General features: G+C 71.7%; 21 protein-coding genes. 16 read left to right on the top strand and 5 right to left on the bottom strand.

Annotated features, from left to right (window positions below):
- Nucleotides 1-66: 66 nt before the first annotated feature.
- The 3 genes from ACIRA5_RS22785 to ACIRA5_RS22775 all read left to right on the top strand — a co-directional run bounded on the left by ACIRA5_RS22785 (nt 67) and on the right by ACIRA5_RS22775 (nt 2759).
- Nucleotides 67-1089: an ABC transporter ATP-binding protein gene (locus ACIRA5_RS22785; protein WP_403693278.1), complete on the top strand. Its 1023-nt coding sequence runs from the start codon at nt 67-69 to the stop codon at nt 1087-1089.
- Between the two features lie 148 nt (nt 1090-1237).
- Nucleotides 1238-2059, top strand: a complete 822-nt coding sequence (locus ACIRA5_RS22780) for an ABC transporter permease (protein ID WP_403693277.1) — start codon at nt 1238-1240, stop codon at nt 2057-2059.
- A 34-nt stretch (nt 2060-2093) separates the two neighbouring features.
- Entirely contained in the window at nt 2094-2759 is a 666-nt protein-coding gene (locus ACIRA5_RS22775; protein ID WP_403693275.1) for an AAA family ATPase, read from the top strand.
- A gap of 185 nt (nt 2760-2944) precedes the next feature.
- Here ACIRA5_RS22775 and ybaK read toward each other — a convergent pair whose 3' ends face one another.
- From ybaK to ACIRA5_RS22755, 4 genes are all read right to left on the bottom strand, one after another.
- Nucleotides 2945-3448, bottom strand: coding sequence for a Cys-tRNA(Pro) deacylase (gene ybaK / locus ACIRA5_RS22770; RefSeq protein WP_403693274.1), 504 nt, complete (start codon nt 3446-3448; stop codon nt 2945-2947).
- A 13-nt stretch (nt 3449-3461) separates the two neighbouring features.
- Entirely contained in the window at nt 3462-4202 is a 741-nt protein-coding gene (locus tag ACIRA5_RS22765; protein ID WP_403693272.1) for an LON peptidase substrate-binding domain-containing protein, read from the bottom strand.
- Between the two features lie 11 nt (nt 4203-4213).
- Nucleotides 4214-5233, bottom strand: a complete 1020-nt coding sequence (locus tag ACIRA5_RS22760) for a hypothetical protein (RefSeq protein ID WP_403693352.1) — start codon at nt 5231-5233, stop codon at nt 4214-4216.
- Between the two features lie 185 nt (nt 5234-5418).
- Entirely contained in the window at nt 5419-6996 is a 1578-nt protein-coding gene (locus ACIRA5_RS22755) for an oxidoreductase (RefSeq protein WP_403693271.1), read from the bottom strand.
- Nucleotides 6997-7170: 174 nt separating this feature from the next.
- Here ACIRA5_RS22755 and hisD point away from each other — a divergent pair, with 174 nt between their 5' ends.
- The 10 genes from hisD to ACIRA5_RS22705 all read left to right on the top strand — a co-directional run bounded on the left by hisD (nt 7171) and on the right by ACIRA5_RS22705 (nt 14877).
- A complete protein-coding gene (gene hisD, locus ACIRA5_RS22750; protein WP_403693269.1) occupies nt 7171-8496 on the top strand; it encodes a histidinol dehydrogenase in 1326 nt (441 codons plus the stop codon).
- The gene (locus ACIRA5_RS22745; protein WP_067363800.1) at nt 8493-9608 is read left to right on the top strand and encodes a histidinol-phosphate transaminase; all 1116 of its coding nucleotides are present in this window, start codon (nt 8493-8495) and stop codon (nt 9606-9608) included. Before hisD ends, ACIRA5_RS22745 begins: the two co-directional genes overlap by 4 nt.
- Nucleotides 9605-10198, top strand: coding sequence for an imidazoleglycerol-phosphate dehydratase HisB (gene hisB, locus ACIRA5_RS22740; RefSeq protein ID WP_054217455.1), 594 nt, complete (start codon nt 9605-9607; stop codon nt 10196-10198). Before ACIRA5_RS22745 ends, hisB begins: the two co-directional genes overlap by 4 nt.
- A gap of 4 nt (nt 10199-10202) precedes the next feature.
- Nucleotides 10203-10367: a hypothetical protein gene (locus ACIRA5_RS22735; RefSeq protein WP_165854115.1), complete on the top strand. Its 165-nt coding sequence runs from the start codon at nt 10203-10205 to the stop codon at nt 10365-10367.
- Nucleotides 10358-11005 carry an imidazole glycerol phosphate synthase subunit HisH gene (gene hisH, locus ACIRA5_RS22730; RefSeq protein WP_403693266.1) on the top strand — a complete coding sequence of 216 codons (648 nt, stop codon included), beginning with the start codon at nt 10358-10360 and terminating at the stop codon, nt 11003-11005. Before ACIRA5_RS22735 ends, hisH begins: the two co-directional genes overlap by 10 nt.
- Nucleotides 11002-11727, top strand: a complete 726-nt coding sequence (priA, locus tag ACIRA5_RS22725) for a bifunctional 1-(5-phosphoribosyl)-5-((5-phosphoribosylamino)methylideneamino)imidazole-4-carboxamide isomerase/phosphoribosylanthranilate isomerase PriA (protein WP_403693264.1) — start codon at nt 11002-11004, stop codon at nt 11725-11727. Before hisH ends, priA begins: the two co-directional genes overlap by 4 nt.
- On the top strand, nt 11724-12137 hold the full coding sequence (locus tag ACIRA5_RS22720; protein WP_403693263.1) for a RidA family protein: 414 nt from the start codon (nt 11724-11726) through the stop codon (nt 12135-12137). The genes priA and ACIRA5_RS22720 overlap by 4 nt, the downstream gene beginning before the upstream one ends.
- A complete protein-coding gene (gene hisF, locus ACIRA5_RS22715; RefSeq protein ID WP_403693261.1) occupies nt 12134-12889 on the top strand; it encodes an imidazole glycerol phosphate synthase subunit HisF in 756 nt (251 codons plus the stop codon). Before ACIRA5_RS22720 ends, hisF begins: the two co-directional genes overlap by 4 nt.
- A 135-nt stretch (nt 12890-13024) precedes the next feature.
- Nucleotides 13025-13615: an ArsR/SmtB family transcription factor gene (locus tag ACIRA5_RS22710; protein ID WP_403693259.1), complete on the top strand. Its 591-nt coding sequence runs from the start codon at nt 13025-13027 to the stop codon at nt 13613-13615.
- A gap of 29 nt (nt 13616-13644) precedes the next feature.
- Nucleotides 13645-14877, top strand: coding sequence for an MFS transporter (locus ACIRA5_RS22705; protein WP_403693351.1), 1233 nt, complete (start codon nt 13645-13647; stop codon nt 14875-14877).
- 9 nt (nt 14878-14886) lie between these two features.
- Here ACIRA5_RS22705 and ACIRA5_RS22700 read toward each other — a convergent pair whose 3' ends face one another.
- The gene (locus ACIRA5_RS22700) at nt 14887-15522 is read right to left on the bottom strand and encodes a TIGR03085 family metal-binding protein (RefSeq protein WP_403693258.1); all 636 of its coding nucleotides are present in this window, start codon (nt 15520-15522) and stop codon (nt 14887-14889) included.
- Between the two features lie 120 nt (nt 15523-15642).
- Here ACIRA5_RS22700 and hisI point away from each other — a divergent pair, with 120 nt between their 5' ends.
- From hisI to ACIRA5_RS22685, 3 genes are all read left to right on the top strand, one after another.
- Nucleotides 15643-16068 (top strand): phosphoribosyl-AMP cyclohydrolase, encoded by a 426-nt coding sequence (gene hisI / locus ACIRA5_RS22695; RefSeq protein ID WP_403693256.1) that lies wholly within the window; start codon nt 15643-15645, stop codon nt 16066-16068.
- Nucleotides 16069-16079: 11 nt separating this feature from the next.
- Complete coding sequence (locus ACIRA5_RS22690; RefSeq protein WP_403693255.1) at nt 16080-17558, top strand: anthranilate synthase component I; 1479 nt, start codon at nt 16080-16082, stop codon at nt 17556-17558.
- Between the two features lie 244 nt (nt 17559-17802).
- On the top strand, nt 17803-18456 hold the full coding sequence (locus ACIRA5_RS22685) for a TIGR02234 family membrane protein (protein WP_403693349.1): 654 nt from the start codon (nt 17803-17805) through the stop codon (nt 18454-18456).
- Nucleotides 18457-18496 lie beyond the last annotated feature (40 nt).

Here is an 18496-nt window from a genome sequence, read left to right as displayed (position 1 = left end):
GTGGACCGGCTGAGGCGAGGGCCCCGGGCGCATAACGGGGCATCGGACCCCGTAGGCTCGTCCTTCGTGAGTACGCGCACGGCACAGGCAGTCCGGGACGGGCACAGAGGCGATGTCGTGTGCTCGGTGCGCGCGCTGACCAAGACCTACCCGGCCGTCCGCGGACGGCGTGGCAGCCCCGGTACGCCCGAGGTGCGGGCCACCGACGGGGTACGGCTGGACATCCGGCGCGGCGAGATCTTCGGACTGCTCGGGCCGAACGGCGCCGGGAAGTCGACCCTCGTACGCCAGCTGACCGGGCTCATGCGGCCCGACAGCGGCAGTGTCGAGATCCTCGGGCACGACATCGTGCGTCACCCCGAGCGGGCGGCGCGCATCCTCGCCTACCTCGGACAGGAGTCCACCGCCCTCGACGAGCTGACCGTGTCGCTGGCCGCGGAGACGACCGGGCGGCTGCGCGGGCTCGAACTGCGCGAGGCGCGGGCCGAGCGGGACGCCGTGCTCGACGAACTGGGCCTCACCCCGATCGCCTCCCGCCCCCTGAAGAAGCTGTCCGGCGGCCAGCGGCGGCTGGCCTGTTTCGCCGCCGCGCTGGTCGGGCAGCGGCCGCTGCTCGTCCTCGACGAGCCGACCACCGGCATGGACCCCGTGGCCCGGCGGGCCGTGTGGTCCGCCGTGGACCGGCGCCGGGCCGAGCACGGCGCCACCGTGCTGCTGGTCACCCACAACGTCATCGAGGCCGAGACCGTGCTCGACCGGGTCGCCGTCCTCGACCGGGGCCGCGTCATCGCCTGCGACACGCCGGCCGGGCTGAAGGAGCGGGTCGCGGGCGAGGTGCGGGTCGAACTCGTCTGGCGCGAGAGCGCGCCGCTGGACGTGCCCGAGGTTGCCGCGCTGCGCGCCCGGGCCGTCGAGTCGGGCCGCCGCTGGACCCTGCGGCTGGCCCCGGAGGAGGCCCGTGCGGCCGTCGCCACGGTGACCGGAGGCGCCGCGTTCGCCGCGCTCGACGACTTCACGCTGGCCACGCCGAGCCTGGAGGACGTGTACCTCGCGCTCGGCGGCAATGCGCAGGGGTTGGTGAAGGCGTGAGCGCTCGGGGTCTGGAATCCGTAGGGGAGTCTGTACGGACGGGGAGGGACGTCGTGGGTGTGGGAAACGGCGTGGGAAACGCCGGAAACGCCGGAAACGCCGGGAACAGGGACAGGACGGCTGCCGGAGTGAAGAGGAGCAGCTCGACGTGAGTGTCGTACCCGCTGAGGTGCTGCCGGGCAGTGCGCTGTCCGTGGCCGAGGACGCCGGTGACGCCGCCGAACTCGGGCCGCGGGCGCGGCTGTGGCCCTCCCTCGCCGCCATGTACCGGGCCCAGCTCTCCCGCGCGCGCGTGGCGCGGATTCCGCTGCTGTTCGTGGCCACGGTGCAGTCCGTCGGCATCATGGTCATGATGCGTGGCGTGGTGGACGGCGGGGCCGAGGCCCGGTCCATCGTGGCCGGGGCGTCGGTCCTGGTCGTCGCCTTCGTCGGGCTCAACCTGCTGGCCCAGTACTTCGGACAGCTGCGGGCCGGCGGCGGGCTCGACCACTACGCGACCCTGCCGGTGCCGCCGGCCGCCGTCGTGCTCGGTGCCGCGGGCGCGTACGCCTCCTTCACCGTGCCCGGGACCGTGGTCACTGCCGTCGTCGGCTCTGTCCTCTTCGGGCTGCCGATGGCGCATCTGTGGGTGCTCGTCGCGGTGATCCCGCTCGCAGGCGCCGCGCTCGCCGGGCTCGGGGCGGCGCTCGGACTGCTCGCGCCTCGGCCCGAACTCGCCACACTGCTCGGCCAGCTGGGGATGTCGGCGGCGCTGCTGCTCGGGGTGCTGCCGGCGGACCGGCTGCCCACGGTGGTGCAGTACGCCCGTGATCTGCTGCCTTCCACCTACGGCGTCGAGGCCTTCGCGCGGAGCTTCGGGGCGCACCCCGACTGGGCCTTCGTCGTCGGTGACCTCGCCGTCTGCGCGGGCGTCGGGATGGCCTCGCTGGCGGTGGCGACCTGGGCGTACCGCCGGGCGGCCGTCCGGTGACGCGGCCGACAGCCGGGCCTGGCACGATGTCAGTGTGACCGCACCGCTGACGCCGCCTCCGCCGCCGCATCAACCGCCCTCCGACGACGCCCATGTCTGGCAGGCTCCGCCCGCCGGGGGCCTCGCGGGGACCGTCGGGTACGAACAGGACGGGCCCGGGATGAAGACCGAAGTGAAGGAGGCCGCCGTCGTCACGGTGGCGGTGGCGCTCGCGGGAGTACTGCTCGGTGTGCTGTGGTGGTGGCTGGCGCCGCATGTGCCGTTGGTCGCGGACGACAGCGCGGTGTATCTGAAGGACACCGAGGGTGAGCAGGCCATCGGGGTCGACGGGACGTTCACGCTGCTCGCTCTGGCGTTCGGTGCGGTCAGTGCGGTGGCGGTGTTCCTGGTGCGGCGGCGTGGGGGTGTGCCGCTCGTGGTCGCGCTGGCGGTGGGGGGTGTGCTCGGGTCGCTGCTCGCCTGGCGGATCGGGATCTGGCTCGGGCCGACGCAGAACGTGGTCGCCCATGCCAAGCAGGTGGGCAAGGGGGTGACGTTCTCCGCGCCGTTGAAGCTCGGGGCGAGGGGGGCGTTGCTGGCGTGGTCCCTGGCGGGGCTGGTGGTTCATCTCGGCCTGACCGCATTGTTCGGTCCCCGGGACCCGGATCCCTACGCGAGCCCGTACGGCGCTCCGACCCCACCGGCGCCTCCGACGACCTGACCCGGCCTTCTCTCGCCCCCGCCGCCGCCCGCGGACGAAGAACTCACCCCAGGATGCCGGGCGTGTGGGTCATGGAGGTCGGTGGCCGTGGTTCGAGCGGCCCTTCTTCGTGCGCCACTTGCGTTTGCGGGTTCGTTTCGACATGCCTCTCGTGCTTAACGCAGGACGACGCATCCGTCGAGGGGTCACGCACGGGCGACCGGCGCGGACACCGCTTCCGTGAGGTGCGCCAGGTCGTCGGGGGCGAGCTCCACCTCAAGGCCCCGGCGGCCGGCCGAGACGCAGATCGTGGCGTGGTGGTGGGCCGAGGTGTCCAGGACCGTACGGAGTCTCTTGCGCTGGCCCAGGGGGGAGATGCCGCCGCGGACATAGCCCGTGGTGCGCTCGGCGGCCGCCGGGTCGGCCATGGCGGCGCGCTTGCCGCCCACCGCCGTGGCCAGGGCCTTCAGGTCCAGGGAGCCCGCGACGGGGACCACGGCGACCACGAGGGAGCCGTCCACGTCCGCGATCAGGGTCTTGAAGACGCGGTCGGGGGAGACGCCCATCGCCTCGGCGGCCTCCTCGCCGTACGAGGGGTGCGCGGGGTCGTGCTCGTAGGCGTGGACCGTGTACACGACGCCCGCCGCCGTCAGGGCGACCGTCGCGGGCGTGCCCCCGGACTGCTGCTGCTTCTTCGACTTCTTCGCCAAGGTGTCGGGGCCTTCAGTTGAGACTTGTCGGGTTGCGCGTCAGTTCCGCCGCGGGCAACGACGGCAGATTACGGATGATGGCGGTCTCGGCGCGCAGGAGTTTCAGCTCTTCGTGCAGGCGGGTGGCCGTGTCGGGGGCCTGGAGCAGTTTCTGCTTGGCCGGGATGTCGAGCATCACGGCGGCCGCCACCAGGTAGGAGACCACCGCCGGGTCGTCCGGCAGGTCCGCGCCGGTGGACAGTGAGCGTTCGCGGGCGCCCGCCAGTCGCTTCTGGTACTGGCGGAAGGCCCGCAGGACGCCCTCGGCGAGCGCGCCCGCCTCCTCGCCGGGTTCCTCCGGAAGTTCCTCCAGTTCGGCCGTCAGGAACGCGCCGGAGGCGTCCACGGACAGGAGCCGTACCCGCGTGGTGCCGGTGGCCAGTACCTCGAAACTGCCGTCGGCGCGCTCCCGGATGGTGGCCGCGTCCGCGACGCAGCCCACCTCGTGGAAGGCCTTGAGCGGGTCGTCGCCGAACCCGGCCGCGGGACCGCGTTGCGGCAGCGCCGTCTGGTCCGGCATACCGGGTGCGGTGTGCGCGACCTCGTAGCCGTCGCGGATGGCGACGACGGCGAAACGGCGCGGTTCGTCCTCGGGGGTCTTCAGCAGTTCGCGCATCATGGCGCGATAGCGCTCCTCGAAAATGTTCAGGGGAAGCACGAGACCCGGGAACAGAACCGAGTTCAGGGGGAAGAGCGGGAGCCGGACGGTGGTCACGACGCGAAAGCCTAATGGTCGCCGGAGGGAGCACGTCCGCCGTGCTCACTCCGTGGATGGAGGGGGATGTTCGAGGCGACCTCCAGGCGGACTCCGTCGCGCAGTTCCAGGAACTGGCTCAGCGGGTCGTCGGAGACCCGGTCCCAGGGGAACGAGGTCGCGTACGGGCCGATCAGACGGAGCTGGTCCAGGGCGTCCTGCCAGCGCTCCAGCCTGATCAGGACATAGGTGAGGAGGTTGCGCACCTCCGCGGGCCACGGGTCGGCGGGTGCGTATGCCGCCGAGACCGCGATCGCGAGGTCGGCTGCCTCGTCGAGCCGCTCACGCGGGATGACGGCCCGGCCGCCCTCGGTCAGATAGGCGAAGGCCGCGCGCACCGGAAGCGCCTGTACGAGTGAGCCGGGCAGCGCGTCCTGCGCGGCCCGCTCGGCGAAGTCGAAGCACTCGCGGTGCGAGCCGTACCAGGCGGCCGACAGGTACTTCAGGGCGGCCACATGGCAGCCGTAGTGGTGCGGGGAACGGCGTACGGCCTCGGCCCACAGCTTCTCGAACTCAGTGTGCCCGGCGTTGGTGCCACGGGCGTGGTCGAGCGCGATGCGCCAGGGCACCGGGTCGCGCGGGTCGCCCTCGGCGGCGGCGGCGATCAGCGGGCCGACCTCGCGCAGCAGCTCGGCGCGGGCGGGCGACTCCCACCAGCGGCGCACCGCGAGCTCGGCCTTGACCAGGAGCGCGTCCGGGTCGTGCGGGGACTCGCTCTGCCAGGTCTGGAGCCATTCGTCGCGGGTGCGCGCGAACGCGGCGAGGCGTCTCGCGTACCGGTCGCGGTTCTCCCACTCGGCGGCCTCGCGGGTGGCGGCGAGCAGTTTGGCCGCGATGTCGTACTCACCGCGTGCCGCCGCGACGAGGGCCGGCGCGAGCCGTTCGTCCGGGGCGTCCAGCAGTACCTCGTCGTCGGCGGGCAGTCCGGCGGCGAGGCGCGAAGTGTTCTTGACCATCCGGGCCGTACGGATGAACGCGCGCAGCAGTGCCATGGTGTCGACCATTGAAAGCCGCAGGTCGGAGCTGTACCAGAGGGTGCGCGGTGACACTTTCGTAACCCTCGTTTGGTTGTATGTCAGATGGTCAAGGGTGAGTAAAAAGTGACTGTTGTTCTACTATTGAAACACCTGTCAACAGGATGGCCGGATGCCGCCCCTGCCGGGCCCCACCAGGCCCCTCAGCTGCGGCGCAGCAGCCGCGTCGCCCCCGCCGCCACCGTCGTCGCCAGGATCCAGCCCAGGAGGATCACCACCGCGGCCAGCCACTGCCAGCCGCCGCGCAGCTGCCAGACGTCCACCTGGCCGAGGTCGATCACCGGCAGCAGAAGGTCGAGGGCGAACAGCGCGGCGTTCCACGGCGGATGCCCGCCGTTCGCGGGGGTGTGGGTCGCGTGCGAGAAGGCGATCGAGGACGCCGCCCACAGCACCGCCATCCACAGGGCGGCCCGGCCGGGCCGGTACCCGTAGGCGACCGTCCAGTCCTGCGCGTACCCCCACAGCTTGGCCGCGAGCGGCAGGGTCTCGCGGCGGCGGCGCTGCTTGGCGAGCAGCACCTCGCGCGCGTCCTCGTCCTCGCCGGAGTCGCGCAGCACGGTGGCCAGCCGCTCGTACGGCTCCGGGCTGTACTCCGCGGTCGCCGCCGCCACCCACTCCAGGCGCCGGGTCAGCGGGAAGCCCCCCTGCGGTACGAGATTCTCGTAGCTGAAGCCGCCCATGTGGAGGTTGCCCGGGCCCGGCCAGCTGTCCGCCCGGTCGACGAGATTGACGATCCGCGCCCCCGACAGGACCACCTTGCCCCGCTCGGGACGCTCCCCGAGGAAGCGCAGCTCGGGCGTCTGCACCCGCAGCAGGGACAGCTCCTGGTCGTCGTCGAAGGTGAAACGGGCCCGCTCGAAGTCGAGGGCGTCCCCGAACCGTCCGTCGTCGAGGCGGATCCCGCCCTGGCACTCGAAGCGCTGCACCAGCGTCCCGCGCGCCGGGGTGGTGCCGCTGGTCAGCAGGGGATTGCCGAGGCCCGCGGGGGTCATGTAGAGCGTGCGGTTGACGGTCAGCTGGGGAGCGTTCAGCGCCAGCCGCGAGTACGGGTTGTTCAGCTTGCTGCCGCGCAGGCTGAGCGAGACACCGACGGTGGCGCCGCGCAGGCTCAGCTCGCCGTGCGACTCCAGCATCTCGGCCTGCAGGTCCTGCCCCACCGTCATGCCGTCGCCGGTGAGCGAGCGGCCGCGCCGGTCCCGGTAGACCACGGCCTGGTTGAGCAGCAGATCCGTACCGATGTGCGCGTCGGTCAGCCGCACCCCGTTGTGGAAGCGGCAGCGGGGCAGATGCAGATCGCCTTCGGTGTGCACCCGGGCCGCCTCCAGGCGCGGCACCGAGCAGTTGACCAGACGTACGGTCGTGAAGTGCGCCTCCGGCAGCAGGATCTCCTTCTCGAACCGGCAGCCCTTCAGCTCGACGTACGGCACCACCGTGCCACCCGCGAGATCGAGGACGTCCGTGATCTGCACGCCGGTCAGCTTCAGGGAGGCGACCCGGCCCTGGAGGGCGGGCGGCCCGTCGAGCAGCAGCCATGCCACGATCCGGGCCCGGACACTGCGCTCGGGCCCCCAGGGATGGCCGCCGTGCGGATCGTCCACGGTCATGTCGCCGCTGCGCAGGTCGTACACGCTGCCGTTGCGGAAGGCCTGCCACATCCCGGCCTCGGCGGCGGTCAGCTCGTCCGGCAGGTCCCCACCGCGGAGGCCGGCACCCTCGGTCACGTCACGTCCCTCCCACCCCAGCTACTCGCGGGTTTCGTACAGCCGTTCATGCCCGCTGTGTGACGGGCCGAACGCCATTGGTGACGGAGATCTCCAGGGGGAGCCTGGGACGGCTTGTATCAGCCATTGATACAGGCGTCCGGCGCCTTATCGCCGTCTGAGAGAATTGGGACCGTGATCTCCCGAATCGATCTGCGCGGCGACGCCCTCCCCGAGGGCTCCGCCCTGCGCGACCTGCTGCCCCGAGCCGACTTCGACGTTCAGGCCGCCCTGGAGAAGGTGCGTCCGATCTGCGAGGCCGTGCATCATCGTGGCGACGCGGCGCTGATCGACTACGCGGAGAAATTCGACGGGGTGCAGCTGGAATCCGTACGGGTTCCGGGCCAGGCCCTCGCCGAGGCCCTGGAGCAGCTCGACCCGGCCGTGCGCGCGGCCCTGGAGGAGTCCATCCGCCGCGCCCGCCTGGTCCACCGCGAGCAGCGCCGCGCCGCGCACACCACCCAGGTCGTGCCGGGCGGCTCGGTCACCGAGAAGTGGGTGCCGGTCGAGCGCGTGGGCCTGTACGCCCCCGGCGGCCGCTCCGTATACCCGTCATCCGTGATCATGAACGTGGTCCCGGCCCAGGAAGCCGGGGTCGGTTCCATCGCGCTCGCCTCCCCGGCCCAGGCGGAGTTCGGCGGGCTGCCGCACCCGACGATCCTGGCCGCCTGCGCGCTGCTCGGCGTCGACGAGGTGTACGCGGCGGGCGGTGCCACCGCCGTCGCGATGTTCGCTTACGGCACCGAGTCCTGCCCGCCCGCCAACATGGTCACCGGGCCCGGCAACATCTGGGTCGCCGCCGCCAAGCGGTACTTCGCAGGCAAGATCGGCATCGACGCCGAGGCCGGCCCCACCGAGATCGCGATCCTCGCGGACGAGACGGCCGACCCCGTGCACGTGGCCTCCGACCTGATCAGCCAGGCCGAGCACGACCCGCTCGCCGCCGCCGTCCTCGTCACGGACTCCGTCGAGCTGGCGGAGGCGGTCGAGAAGGAGCTGGAGCCGCAGGTCGCGGCCACCAAGCACGTCGAGGACCGGATCGTCCCCGCGCTGCGCGGCAGGCAGTCCGCGATCGTCCTCGTCGACGGCGTGGACGAGGGCCTGCGGGTCGTCGACGCGTACGGCGCCGAGCACCTGGAGATCCAGACGGCGGACGCTGCCGCCGTCGCCGACCGGGTGAAGAACGCGGGCGCGATCTTCGTCGGCGCCTGGGCGCCGGTGTCGCTGGGCGACTACTGCGCGGGTTCCAACCACGTGCTGCCCACCGGCGGCTGCGCCTGCCACTCCTCGGGGCTGAGCGTCCAGTCCTTCCTGCGCGGGATCCACATCGTGGACTACACGCGCGACGCCCTCGCCGAGGTGGCGCACCACGTGGTGACGCTCGCGGAGGCGGAGGACCTGCCGGCCCACGGGGCGGCGATCAAGGCTCGTTTCGGGTGGAAGGTTCCAGAGAGCAAGTGACCGGTATCGACGATCTTCCCGTACGGGACGAGCTGCGCGGCAAGTCCCCCTACGGCGCGCCCCAACTCGACGTGCCCGTACGGCTGAACACCAACGAGAACCCGTACCCGCTGCCCGAACCGCTCGTCGAGCGGATCGCCGAGCGGGTCCGCGAGGCCGCCCGCAATCTCAACCGCTACCCCGACCGTGACGCGGTGGAACTCCGTACGGAGCTGGCCAAGTACCTGACGAGGACCGGCGGGCACCGGGTCGACGTCGAGAACGTCTGGGCGGCCAACGGCTCGAACGAGGTCATCCAGCAGCTGCTGCAGACCTTCGGCGGCCCCGGCCGTACGGCGATCGGCTTCGAGCCCTCGTACTCGATGCACGCGCTCATCGCGCGCGGCACCGGCACGGCCTGGATCTCGGGTCCCCGCAGCGAGGACTTCACGATCGACCGGGCCGCCGCCGAGCGGGCCATCGCCGAGAGCCGCCCGGACGTCGTCTTCATCACCACCCCCAACAACCCCACGGGCAACGCGGTGCCGCGCGAGACGGTCCTCGCGCTCTACGAGGCCGCGCAGGCCGCCAGGCCGTCCATGGTCGTGGTCGACGAGGCGTACATCGAGTTCAGCCACGGCGACTCGCTGCTGCCGCTGATCGAAGGCCGGCCGAATCTCGTCGTGTCGCGGACGATGTCGAAGGCGTTCGGCGCGGCCGGACTGCGCCTCGGCTATCTCGCCGCGCACCCCGCGGTCGTCGACGCGGTCCAGCTCGTACGGCTGCCCTACCACCTGTCGGCCGTCGCGCAGGCCACCGCCCTCGCCGCCCTGGAGCACACCGACACGCTGCTCGGATACGTCGAGCAGCTGAAGGCCGAGCGGGACCGCCTGGTCGCCGAACTGCGTGCGATCGGGTACGAGGTGACCGAGTCCGACGCGAACTTCGTCCAGTTCGGGCGATTCGACGGCGAGGGCGGCTCCCACGAGGCCTGGCAGAAGATCCTCGACCGGGGCGTCCTGGTCCGGGACAACGGCGTACCGGGATGGCTGCGGGTCTCCGCCGGCACCCCGGCCGAAAACGACGCGTTCCTGGACGCGGTCCGTGAGTTGAAGAAGGAGCAGAGCGCATGAGCCGCGTCGGAAGAGTGGAGCGGACGACCAAGGAGACGTCGGTCCTCGTCGAGATCGATCTCGACGGGTCCGGCAAGGTCGAGGTGTCGACGGGCGTCGGCTTCTACGACCACATGCTCGACCAGCTCGGCCGGCACGGTCTGTTCGACCTGACCGTGAAGACCGAGGGCGACCTGCACATCGACTCGCACCACACCATCGAGGACACCGCCCTCGCGCTCGGTGCCGCCTTCAAGCAGGCACTCGGCGACAAGGTGGGCATCTACCGCTTCGGCAACTGCACGGTCCCGCTGGACGAGTCCCTCGCCCAGGTGACCGTCGACCTGTCGGGCCGCCCCTACCTCGTGCACACCGAGCCCGAGAACATGGCGCCGATGATCGGCGAGTACGACACGACGATGACCCGGCACATCCTGGAGTCCTTCGTCGCCCAGGCCCAGATCGCACTGCACGTGCACGTGCCCTACGGGCGTAACGCGCACCACATCGTGGAGTGCCAGTTCAAGGCGCTCGCCCGGGCGCTGCGGTACGCCTCCGAGCGCGACCCCCGCGCCGCCGGCATCCTCCCCTCCACGAAGGGCGCGCTGTAAAACCATGACAGGCCTCAACACCATCCTCATCGTCGTCGGGCTCTTCCTCCTGGGCGGTGTCTACTCCTTCGTCAAGCAGAAGATGCCCGCGAGTCTCATCGTGCTGCTCTCCTTCGGCGCCGCGATGTGTCTGATCGCGGGCGTCATGAGGCTGGAGGTGTGGAATTGACCGCTCCTAAGAAGGTCGTCGTCTTCGACTACGGCTTCGGGAACGTGCGTTCCGCCGAGCGTGCCCTCGCGCGCGCGGGCGCCGAGGTCGAGATCACGCGTGACTTCGACCAGGCCATGAACGCGGACGGGCTGCTGGTGCCCGGCGTCGGTGCCTTCGCCGCCTGCATGAAGGGCCTCAAGGACGCCCGCGGCGACTGGATCATCGGCCGCCGTCTGTCCGGTGGCCGCCCGGTGATGGGCATCTGCGTCGGTATGCAGATCCTCTTCGCGCGCGGCATCGAGCACGGCGTCCAGACCGAGGGCCTCGACGAGTGGCCCGGCACGGTCGAGCCGCTCCAGGCCGACATCGTGCCCCACATGGGCTGGAACACGGTCGAGGCCCCGGCCGGCTCCCAGCTCTTCGCGGGCCTCGACGCCGACGCGCGCTTCTACTTCGTGCACTCCTACGCCGTCCACGACTGGTCCCTGGAAGTGGGCAACCCGGCGCTGCGCGCACCCCTGGTGACCTGGTCGACGCACGGCAAGCCCTTCGTGGCGGCCGTCGAGAACGGCCCCCTGTGGGCGACGCAGTTCCACCCCGAGAAGTCCGGCGACGCCGGAGCCCAGCTCCTCACCAACTGGATCGGAACACTGTGAGCAAGCTCGAACTCCTCCCCGCCGTCGACGTCCGCGACGGCCAGGCCGTCCGGCTCGTGCACGGCGAGTCCGGGACGGAAACTTCTTACGGCTCCCCCCTTGAGGCCGCCCTCGCCTGGCAGAGCTCGGGTGCCGAGTGGCTGCACCTCGTCGACCTGGACGCCGCGTTCGGCACCGGCGACAACCGCAAGCTGATCGCCGAGGTCGCCGGCGCCATGGACATCAAGGTCGAGCTGTCCGGTGGCATCCGCGACGACGACACGCTCGCCGCGGCCCTCGCCACCGGCTGCACGCGGGTCAACCTCGGCACCGCCGCCCTGGAGACCCCGGAGTGGGTCGCCAAGGTCATCGCCGAGCACGGCGACAAGATCGCGGTCGGTCTCGACGTACGCGGCACGACGCTGCGCGGCCGCGGCTGGACCCGCGACGGCGGCGACCTCTACGAGACGCTGGAGCGCCTCAACGCCGAGGGCTGCGCGCGCTACGTCGTCACGGACATCGCCAAGGACGGCACGCTGCAGGGCCCGAACCTGGAACTGCTGCGCAACGTGTGCGCAGCGACGGACCGCCCGGTGGTCGCGTCGGGCGGGGTCTCCTCCCTGGATGACCTGCGCGCCATCGCCGGGCTCGTGCCGCTGGGCGTCGAGGGCTCCATCGTCGGCAAGGCCCTCTACGCCAAGGCGTTCACCCTGGAAGAGGCCCTGGAGGCGGTGGCCAAGTGAGCGACGTACGACGTGTCACGACCGGCGCGCCCTGGGAGGACGCCTTCGGCTACTCCCGCGCGGTGGAGCTGCCGAACGGCCTGGTGCTGGTCGCGGGCTGCACCTCCGTGATCGACGGAGCGATCGTCGACGGCGACCCGTACGAACAGGCGGTCAACTCCTTCAACGCCGCGTTCGCCGCGTTGCAGCAGCTCGGCCTCGGCCGTGACGACGTCGTCCGTACGCGCATGTACATCACCCACGCCCGGGACGTGGAGGACGTCGGACGCGCCCACAAGGAGCTGTTCGACACCGTGCGTCCCGCCGCGTCCATGATCATCGTCTCCGGCTTCGTGGACTCGCGACTGGTCGTCGAGGTCGAGGTGGAGGCGTTCCGCTCCGGCGGAGAAGACGGAGTGTCCGCAGCATGACCCTTGCCGTACGAGTCATCCCCTGCCTGGACGTGGACAACGGCCGGGTCGTCAAGGGTGTCAACTTCCAGAACCTGCGTGACGCGGGCGACCCCGTCGAGATGGCCAAGGTGTACGACGCCGAGGGCGCCGACGAGCTGACGTTCCTGGACATCACCGCGTCCTCGGGCAACCGCGAGACCACCTACGACGTGGTGCGCCGCACGGCCGAGCAGGTCTTCATCCCGCTCACCGTGGGCGGCGGCGTACGCACCGCCGACGACGTCGACAAGCTGCTGCGGGCGGGCGCCGACAAGGTCGGGGTCAACACGGCCGCGATCGCCCGGCCCGAGCTCATCCGGGAGATCGCGGAGCGGTTCGGGCGGCAGGTGCTGGTGCTGTCGGTGGACGCCAGGCGCACTCCCGGGGGGACCTTCGAGGTCACCACCCACGGCGGGCGCAAGGGCACCGGCATCGACGCGGTCGAGTGGGCGCACCAGGCCGCCGAGCTGGGCGCGGGCGAGATCCTGCTCAACTCGATGGACGCGGACGGCACGAAGGACGGCTACGACATCGAGATGATCGAGGCCGTCCGTCAGCACGTCACCGTGCCGCTCATCGCCAGCGGGGGCGCGGGCCGGCTCGCCGACTTCCCGCCCGCCATCGCCGCGGGCGCCGACGCGGTGCTCGCCGCGTCCGTCTTCCACTTCGGGGATCTGCGGATCGGCCAGGTCAAGGAGGCGCTGCGGGGGGCGGGGCGCCCCGTTCGCTGACGTCGGACGCCGGCGGTGCACGCCGTGCGCTGAGCCTCGGTCACTGGATGGCCGGGGCTCGCTTGTGGGCAGATGTGAAAGATAAGTTGCGCAAAATCTGTTGTGCAATTTTTCTTTCGTATCTACGGTGAGCTCATGGCCGAGAAGGAGAACCTCCGCCGCATCGCGGACATGGGCACGCTCAAGGCGATAGCCCATCCGCTGCGGATGCAGCTGTACCGGGCCCTGTACGTGGCCAGGACCGCGACCGCGTCCCAACTGGCCGAGCAGGTCGACGAGGCGCCCTCACTGGTCAGCTACCACCTGCGCAAGCTCGCCGAGCACGGGCTGATCGAGGAGGCCGAGCCCCGGAGCGGGGACGGCCGCGAGCGCTGGTGGCAGCCCGCTTCGGAGGGCGTGAGCATCCACGACGAGGACTTCCGGGACGCGCCCGAGAAGAGGGCCATGCATCTGGCGGCCACCCGGCTCTTCCACGAGCAGCGCAGCGACATGTACCGGCGCTACCTCGACGAGCGTCCCACCTGGGCCCCGGAGTGGAACACCGCCGCTCCGGACAACGAGTCCCTGCTGCGACTGACGGCGACAGAACTGTCCGAGCTCGGTGCGGAGCTGCTCGCTCTCGTCAAGAAGTACGACGAGAAGAGCCGCGCCGACGAGGCGGCCGGTGCCACGGAAGGCCGCGAAAACGTGGCGCTGCATGTGTACGGCTTCCCGTTCCGCCCCTGAGAGGACGTACTCCAGTGACCGCGACCGTCATGGGCTCCGCCCCCGCGCGCACCGACCCTCCGGCCCACCGTGACGGCAATGTGCTGCGCTGGCTGGGCGCCTACACGTCGTCGATGATCGGTGACAACGTCTACTACATCGCGTTGTCCTGGGCGGCCGTGCAGGCAGGCACACCCTCGCAGGCCGGACTGGTGATGGCCGTGAGTGCCGTGCCGCGGGCCCTGCTGATGCTGGTCGGGGGAGTGCTCGCCGACCGGTTCGGGCCGCGCCGGGTCGTCATCGGCAGCGACGCGGTGCGCTGCGCGGCCGTCCTCGCGGTGGCCGCACTGCTGCTCGCGGTCGGCCCCGGCCTGTGGCCGCTGACGCTGCTCGCCCTCGTCTTCGGCACCGTCGACGCCGTCTTCATGCCCGCCGTGGGCGCTCTCCCTGCCCGGGTCACCGGTCACGGTCAGCTCGCCCGCGTGCAGGGTATGCGGGGCCTCGCCATCCGCTTCGCCAATGTCGTCGGGGCGCCGCTCGGCGGCCTCGCCGTGGCGCTCGGCGGCTCGGCGACGGCGTTCGGTCTGGCGGGCCTGCTGATCGCCGTGTCCGTGCCGCTGCTCGTCTCCGTACGGATGAGGGAACTGCCCGCCGACGACAAGGCGGCGGAGCGCACCGCCTGGCGGGATCTCCGTGACGGCCTCGGCTACATCAGGCGACACCGCGTCCTCGCCCCGCTCATCGCGGCCATCGCCCTCGGTGACTTCGGCTTCGTCGGGCCGCTCAACGTGGGCCTGACCCTGCTGGCCGACCAGCGCGGTTGGGGCGCCGCCGGGATGGGCTGGGTGGTCGCCGGGTTCGGGACCGGTGCGGGCGTCGCCGCACTGCTGCTGACCGTGCGCGGGCACCTGCCGCACGCGGGACGTCTGGCCGGGGTGGCGATCCTGGGGGGCTCGGTCGCGATCGGTGCGCTCGCCCATGCGCCGAGTGTCGCCGCGGCTGTCGGTGTCGCCCTGCTCGTGGGTCTGCTCGCGGGGCTCAGCGGAGCCCTGTGCGGCGCCCTGCTGCAGACCCATGCGGACCCCGCCTACCTGGGCCGCGTCACCGCCGTCGCGGGCCTCGTCAGCCTCGGTCTCGCCCCGCTGAGCATGCCGGTGGCCGCCGCCGCGATCGGCTGGTGGGGCACCGGACCGGTCTTCGTGGCCAGTGCCGCGGTCTGCGGCCTCGGCGGGGTCCTCGCGCTGTGCGTCCGCGACCTGCGCCGCGCCGAGCTGCCGAGCTGAGCAGGCCGCTCAGAGACCCAGCTGCTTCGTCTCACTCAGCTTCGCGATCGCGTCCTTGTCGCCCTCCAGCTCCACGTCGGCCGTCTTCTGCCGGCCGAGGGCGAACATCAGCAGCTCCGAAGGCTCGCCGGTCACCGTCACGACCGGTGTGCCCCGGTGGGCGACCGCCGTCTGGCCGTCCGGGCGGCGCAGCACCAGGCCGGTCGGGGCGCCACGGCCGGCGAGGCGGGCGGTGCGCTCCAGGCGGGACCACAGGGCGTCCTGGAAGACCGGGTCCAGCGGGCGCGGCGTCCAGTCCGGCTGGGCCCGCCGCACGTCCTCGGTGTGGATGTAGAACTCCACCGTGTTCGACGCCTCGTCGATCTGCTTCAGCGCGAAGGGCGAGAAGCGGGGCGGCCCCGTCCGGATCAGCTGGATCAGCTCCTCGTACGGCTTCTCGGCGAACTCCGCCTGCACCCGCTCCAGACGCGGCGCGAGCTGTTTGAGCAGCAGCCCGCCCGCGGCGTCCGCGCGGCGCTCGCGCACCACCACGTGCGCGGCGAGATCACGGGTGTTCCAGCCCTCGCACAGGGTCGGGGCGTCCGGTCCCTCGGCCTCCAACAGGTCGGCGAGGAGAAGTCGTTCACGCTTGGCATGGGTCGACATACCAGCAAGCCTACGACCGCCCCAGGAGCCGGCCCAGTGGACATCGGCGTTCAGGGGGCGCACGGTCCGGCCTGTGGACAACGGGCGGGCGCGTCCCACGGGCGCGGCACAATGGTCGGCATGACCAGCACGCCCCCGCCCAGCAGTCCCCGCGGCCTGGATCCCGAGATCGCCGCGCGCCTCAAGCGCAGCGCCGACGGACTCGTCCCCGCCATCGCCCAGCAGTACGACACCGGTGAGGTGCTGATGCTCGGCTGGATGGACGACGAGGCGCTGCACCGCACGCTCACCACGGGCCGCTGCACGTACTGGTCGCGCAGCCGCCGGGAGTACTGGGTGAAGGGCGACACCTCCGGCCACTTCCAGTGGGTGAGGTCCGTGGCCCTGGACTGCGACGCCGACACGATCCTGGTCCAGGTCGACCAGGTGGGCGCCGCCTGCCACACAGGCGCCCGTACCTGCTTCGACGAGGACGTGCTCCTCAAGGAGGCTGCCTCCCTGGACACCCAGGGCGCCGATTCCGGCGTACCGTCACTGGATCAGTAAGGTCAGCCGCCATGGACCTCGAGACGTTCCGCAAGCTGGCCACCGACCGCCGTGTCATCCCCGTCAGCCGCAAGCTCCTCGCCGACGGCGACACGCCGGTCGCGCTCTACCGCAAGCTGGCCGCCGAGCGCCCCGGCACCTTCCTCCTGGAATCCGCCGAGAACGGCCGCTCCTGGTCCAGGTACTCCTTCATCGGCGTCCGCAGCCAAGCCACCCTGACCGAGCGCGACGGGCAGGCCCACTGGCTCGGCACCCCGCCCGTCGGCGTCCCCGTCGAGGGGGACCCGCTGGCCGCCCTGCGCGCCACCATCGAGGCCCTGCACACACCGCACGGAGAGGGGCTGCCCCCGTTCACCGGCGGCATGGTCGGCTACCTCGGCTACGACATCGTGCGCCGCCTGGAGAAGATCGGCCCCGGCGAGCGGGACGATCTGAAGCTCCCCGAGCTGACCATGCTGCTCACCAGCGACCTCGCCGTCATGGATCACTGGGACGGCTCGGTCCAGCTGATCGCCAACGCGATCAACCACAACGACCTCGACACGGGCGTCGACGAGGCCTACGCGGACGCGGTCGCCCGCCTCGATGCCATGGAGGCCGACCTCTCCCGCGCGGTCTCCCAGCCGCCCGCCGCGCTCCCGCCCTCCGAGCTGCCCGAGTACACCGCCCTGTGGGGCGGCCCGGACTTCCAGGACGCCGTCGAGGACATCAAGGAGCGCATCCGGGCGGGTGAGGCCTTTCAGGTCGTCCCCTCCCAGCGCTTCGAAACGCCGTGCACGGTAAGCGCGTTGGACGTCTATCGCGTACTGAGGGCGACCAATCCCTCCCCGTACATGTACCTCTTCCGCTTCGACGGCTTCGACGTCGTCGGCTCGTCTCCCGAGGCCCTGGTCAAGGTCGAGGACGGGCAGGCGATGGTGCACCCCATCGCGGGCACCCGGCCGCGCGGCGCCACCGTCCAGGAGGACCAGGCCCTCGCCGACGAACTGATCGCCGACCCCAAGGAGCGCGCCGAGCACCTGATGCTCGTCGACCTGGGGCGCAACGACCTGGGGCGGGTCTGCGAGCCCGGCTCCGTCGAGGTCGTCGACTTCATGTCCATCGAGCGCTACTCGCACGTGATGCACATCGTGTCCACCGTGACCGGACGCGTCGCGGCGGGCCGTACGGCCTTCGACGTGCTCACCGCCTGCTTCCCGGCCGGCACCCTCTCCGGCGCTCCCAAGCCGCGCGCGATGCAGATCATCGACGAACTCGAACCGTCCCGGCGGGGACTGTACGGCGGCTGCGTCGGCTACCTCGACTTCGCCGGCGACTCCGACACCGCCATCGCCATCCGTACGGCCCTGCTGCGCGACGGCACCGCGTACGTCCAGGCGGGCGCCGGCATCGTCGCAGACTCGGACCCCGTCGCCGAGGACGACGAGTGCCGCAACAAGGCCGCCGCGGTCCTGCGCGCGGTGCACACCGCCAACCGGCTGGCCGGGTAACCTGCGGGACTTGTCGGTAACCGGGTGATTACGCTAAGTTCATAGCCTCACGTGGGAGTCCTTGAAGGCACAACTCCGGCATGCCGGTGGACCCGGTTTCGTAAGGGACGTTGACCACGTAGGCGCGGGGTGCAGTCAATCACCCCTGTTCCACGGCTGTGGAGCTGGACGCAAACGTCTCGTCATGCCCAGTGGCGCCCGTTGTGCAAGCCCGGTGTCTCGACAACGGGCGGTTGACGCGATAGTGGAGTACATGACTGCTGTACCGCACCTTCGCTCGGAAGCGGCCGGACCCGCCCGGTCCGGCCGCCGAAGCCTCGCCGTCGCCCTGCTCAGCGGCGCCCTCGGCGCGGCCGTGGCGCTGCTCTCCACCCGGCAGAGCTGGTCGGCGGGCACCGCGACGGTGGCCGGCGGCGCCTTCCCGCTGACCGCCAAGGGCAGCGACGTCACGGGCGTGCCCGCGGCGCTCGCCATAGTGGGCCTCGCCGCACTCGTCGCCGTCTTCGCCGTCCGCAGCTCCGGGCGCTTCCTCGTCTCCGCCCTGCTCGCGCTCTCCGGCGCGGGCACGGTCGTGGCGGCGGTGCTCGGCGTGAACGACAGCTCCGCCCTCGACGAAAAGGCCGCGGCCGCCTCCGGCGACACCGCCGCCACCGCGAGCGCCCTCAGCCACACCGCCTGGCCCTACGCGGCCGCGGTGGGCGGCGCGCTCATCCTCCTCGCGGGGCTGCTCGCGCTGCGCTACGGACGGCTGTGGCCCGCGATGTCCGGCCGCTACGAGCGCGACGGGACGACCCGGCCGCGCAAGGCCAAGCCGGTCGACCCCGACCGGCCCGAGGACATCTGGAAGGCGCTCGACCGGGGCGAGGACCCGACGGGACCGGATCCGGCCGGGACCTAGGACCGGAATCGGGCAGACCGGGCCGGGCCCTACGGCCCGG

This window comes from Streptomyces sp. NPDC096311, from assembly GCF_044763085.1.
Classification (GTDB): Bacteria; Actinomycetota; Actinomycetes; order Streptomycetales; family Streptomycetaceae; genus Streptomyces.
The sequence above is the reverse complement of the archived record's forward strand: the minus strand, read 5'-3'. Positions and strand labels throughout refer to the sequence as shown.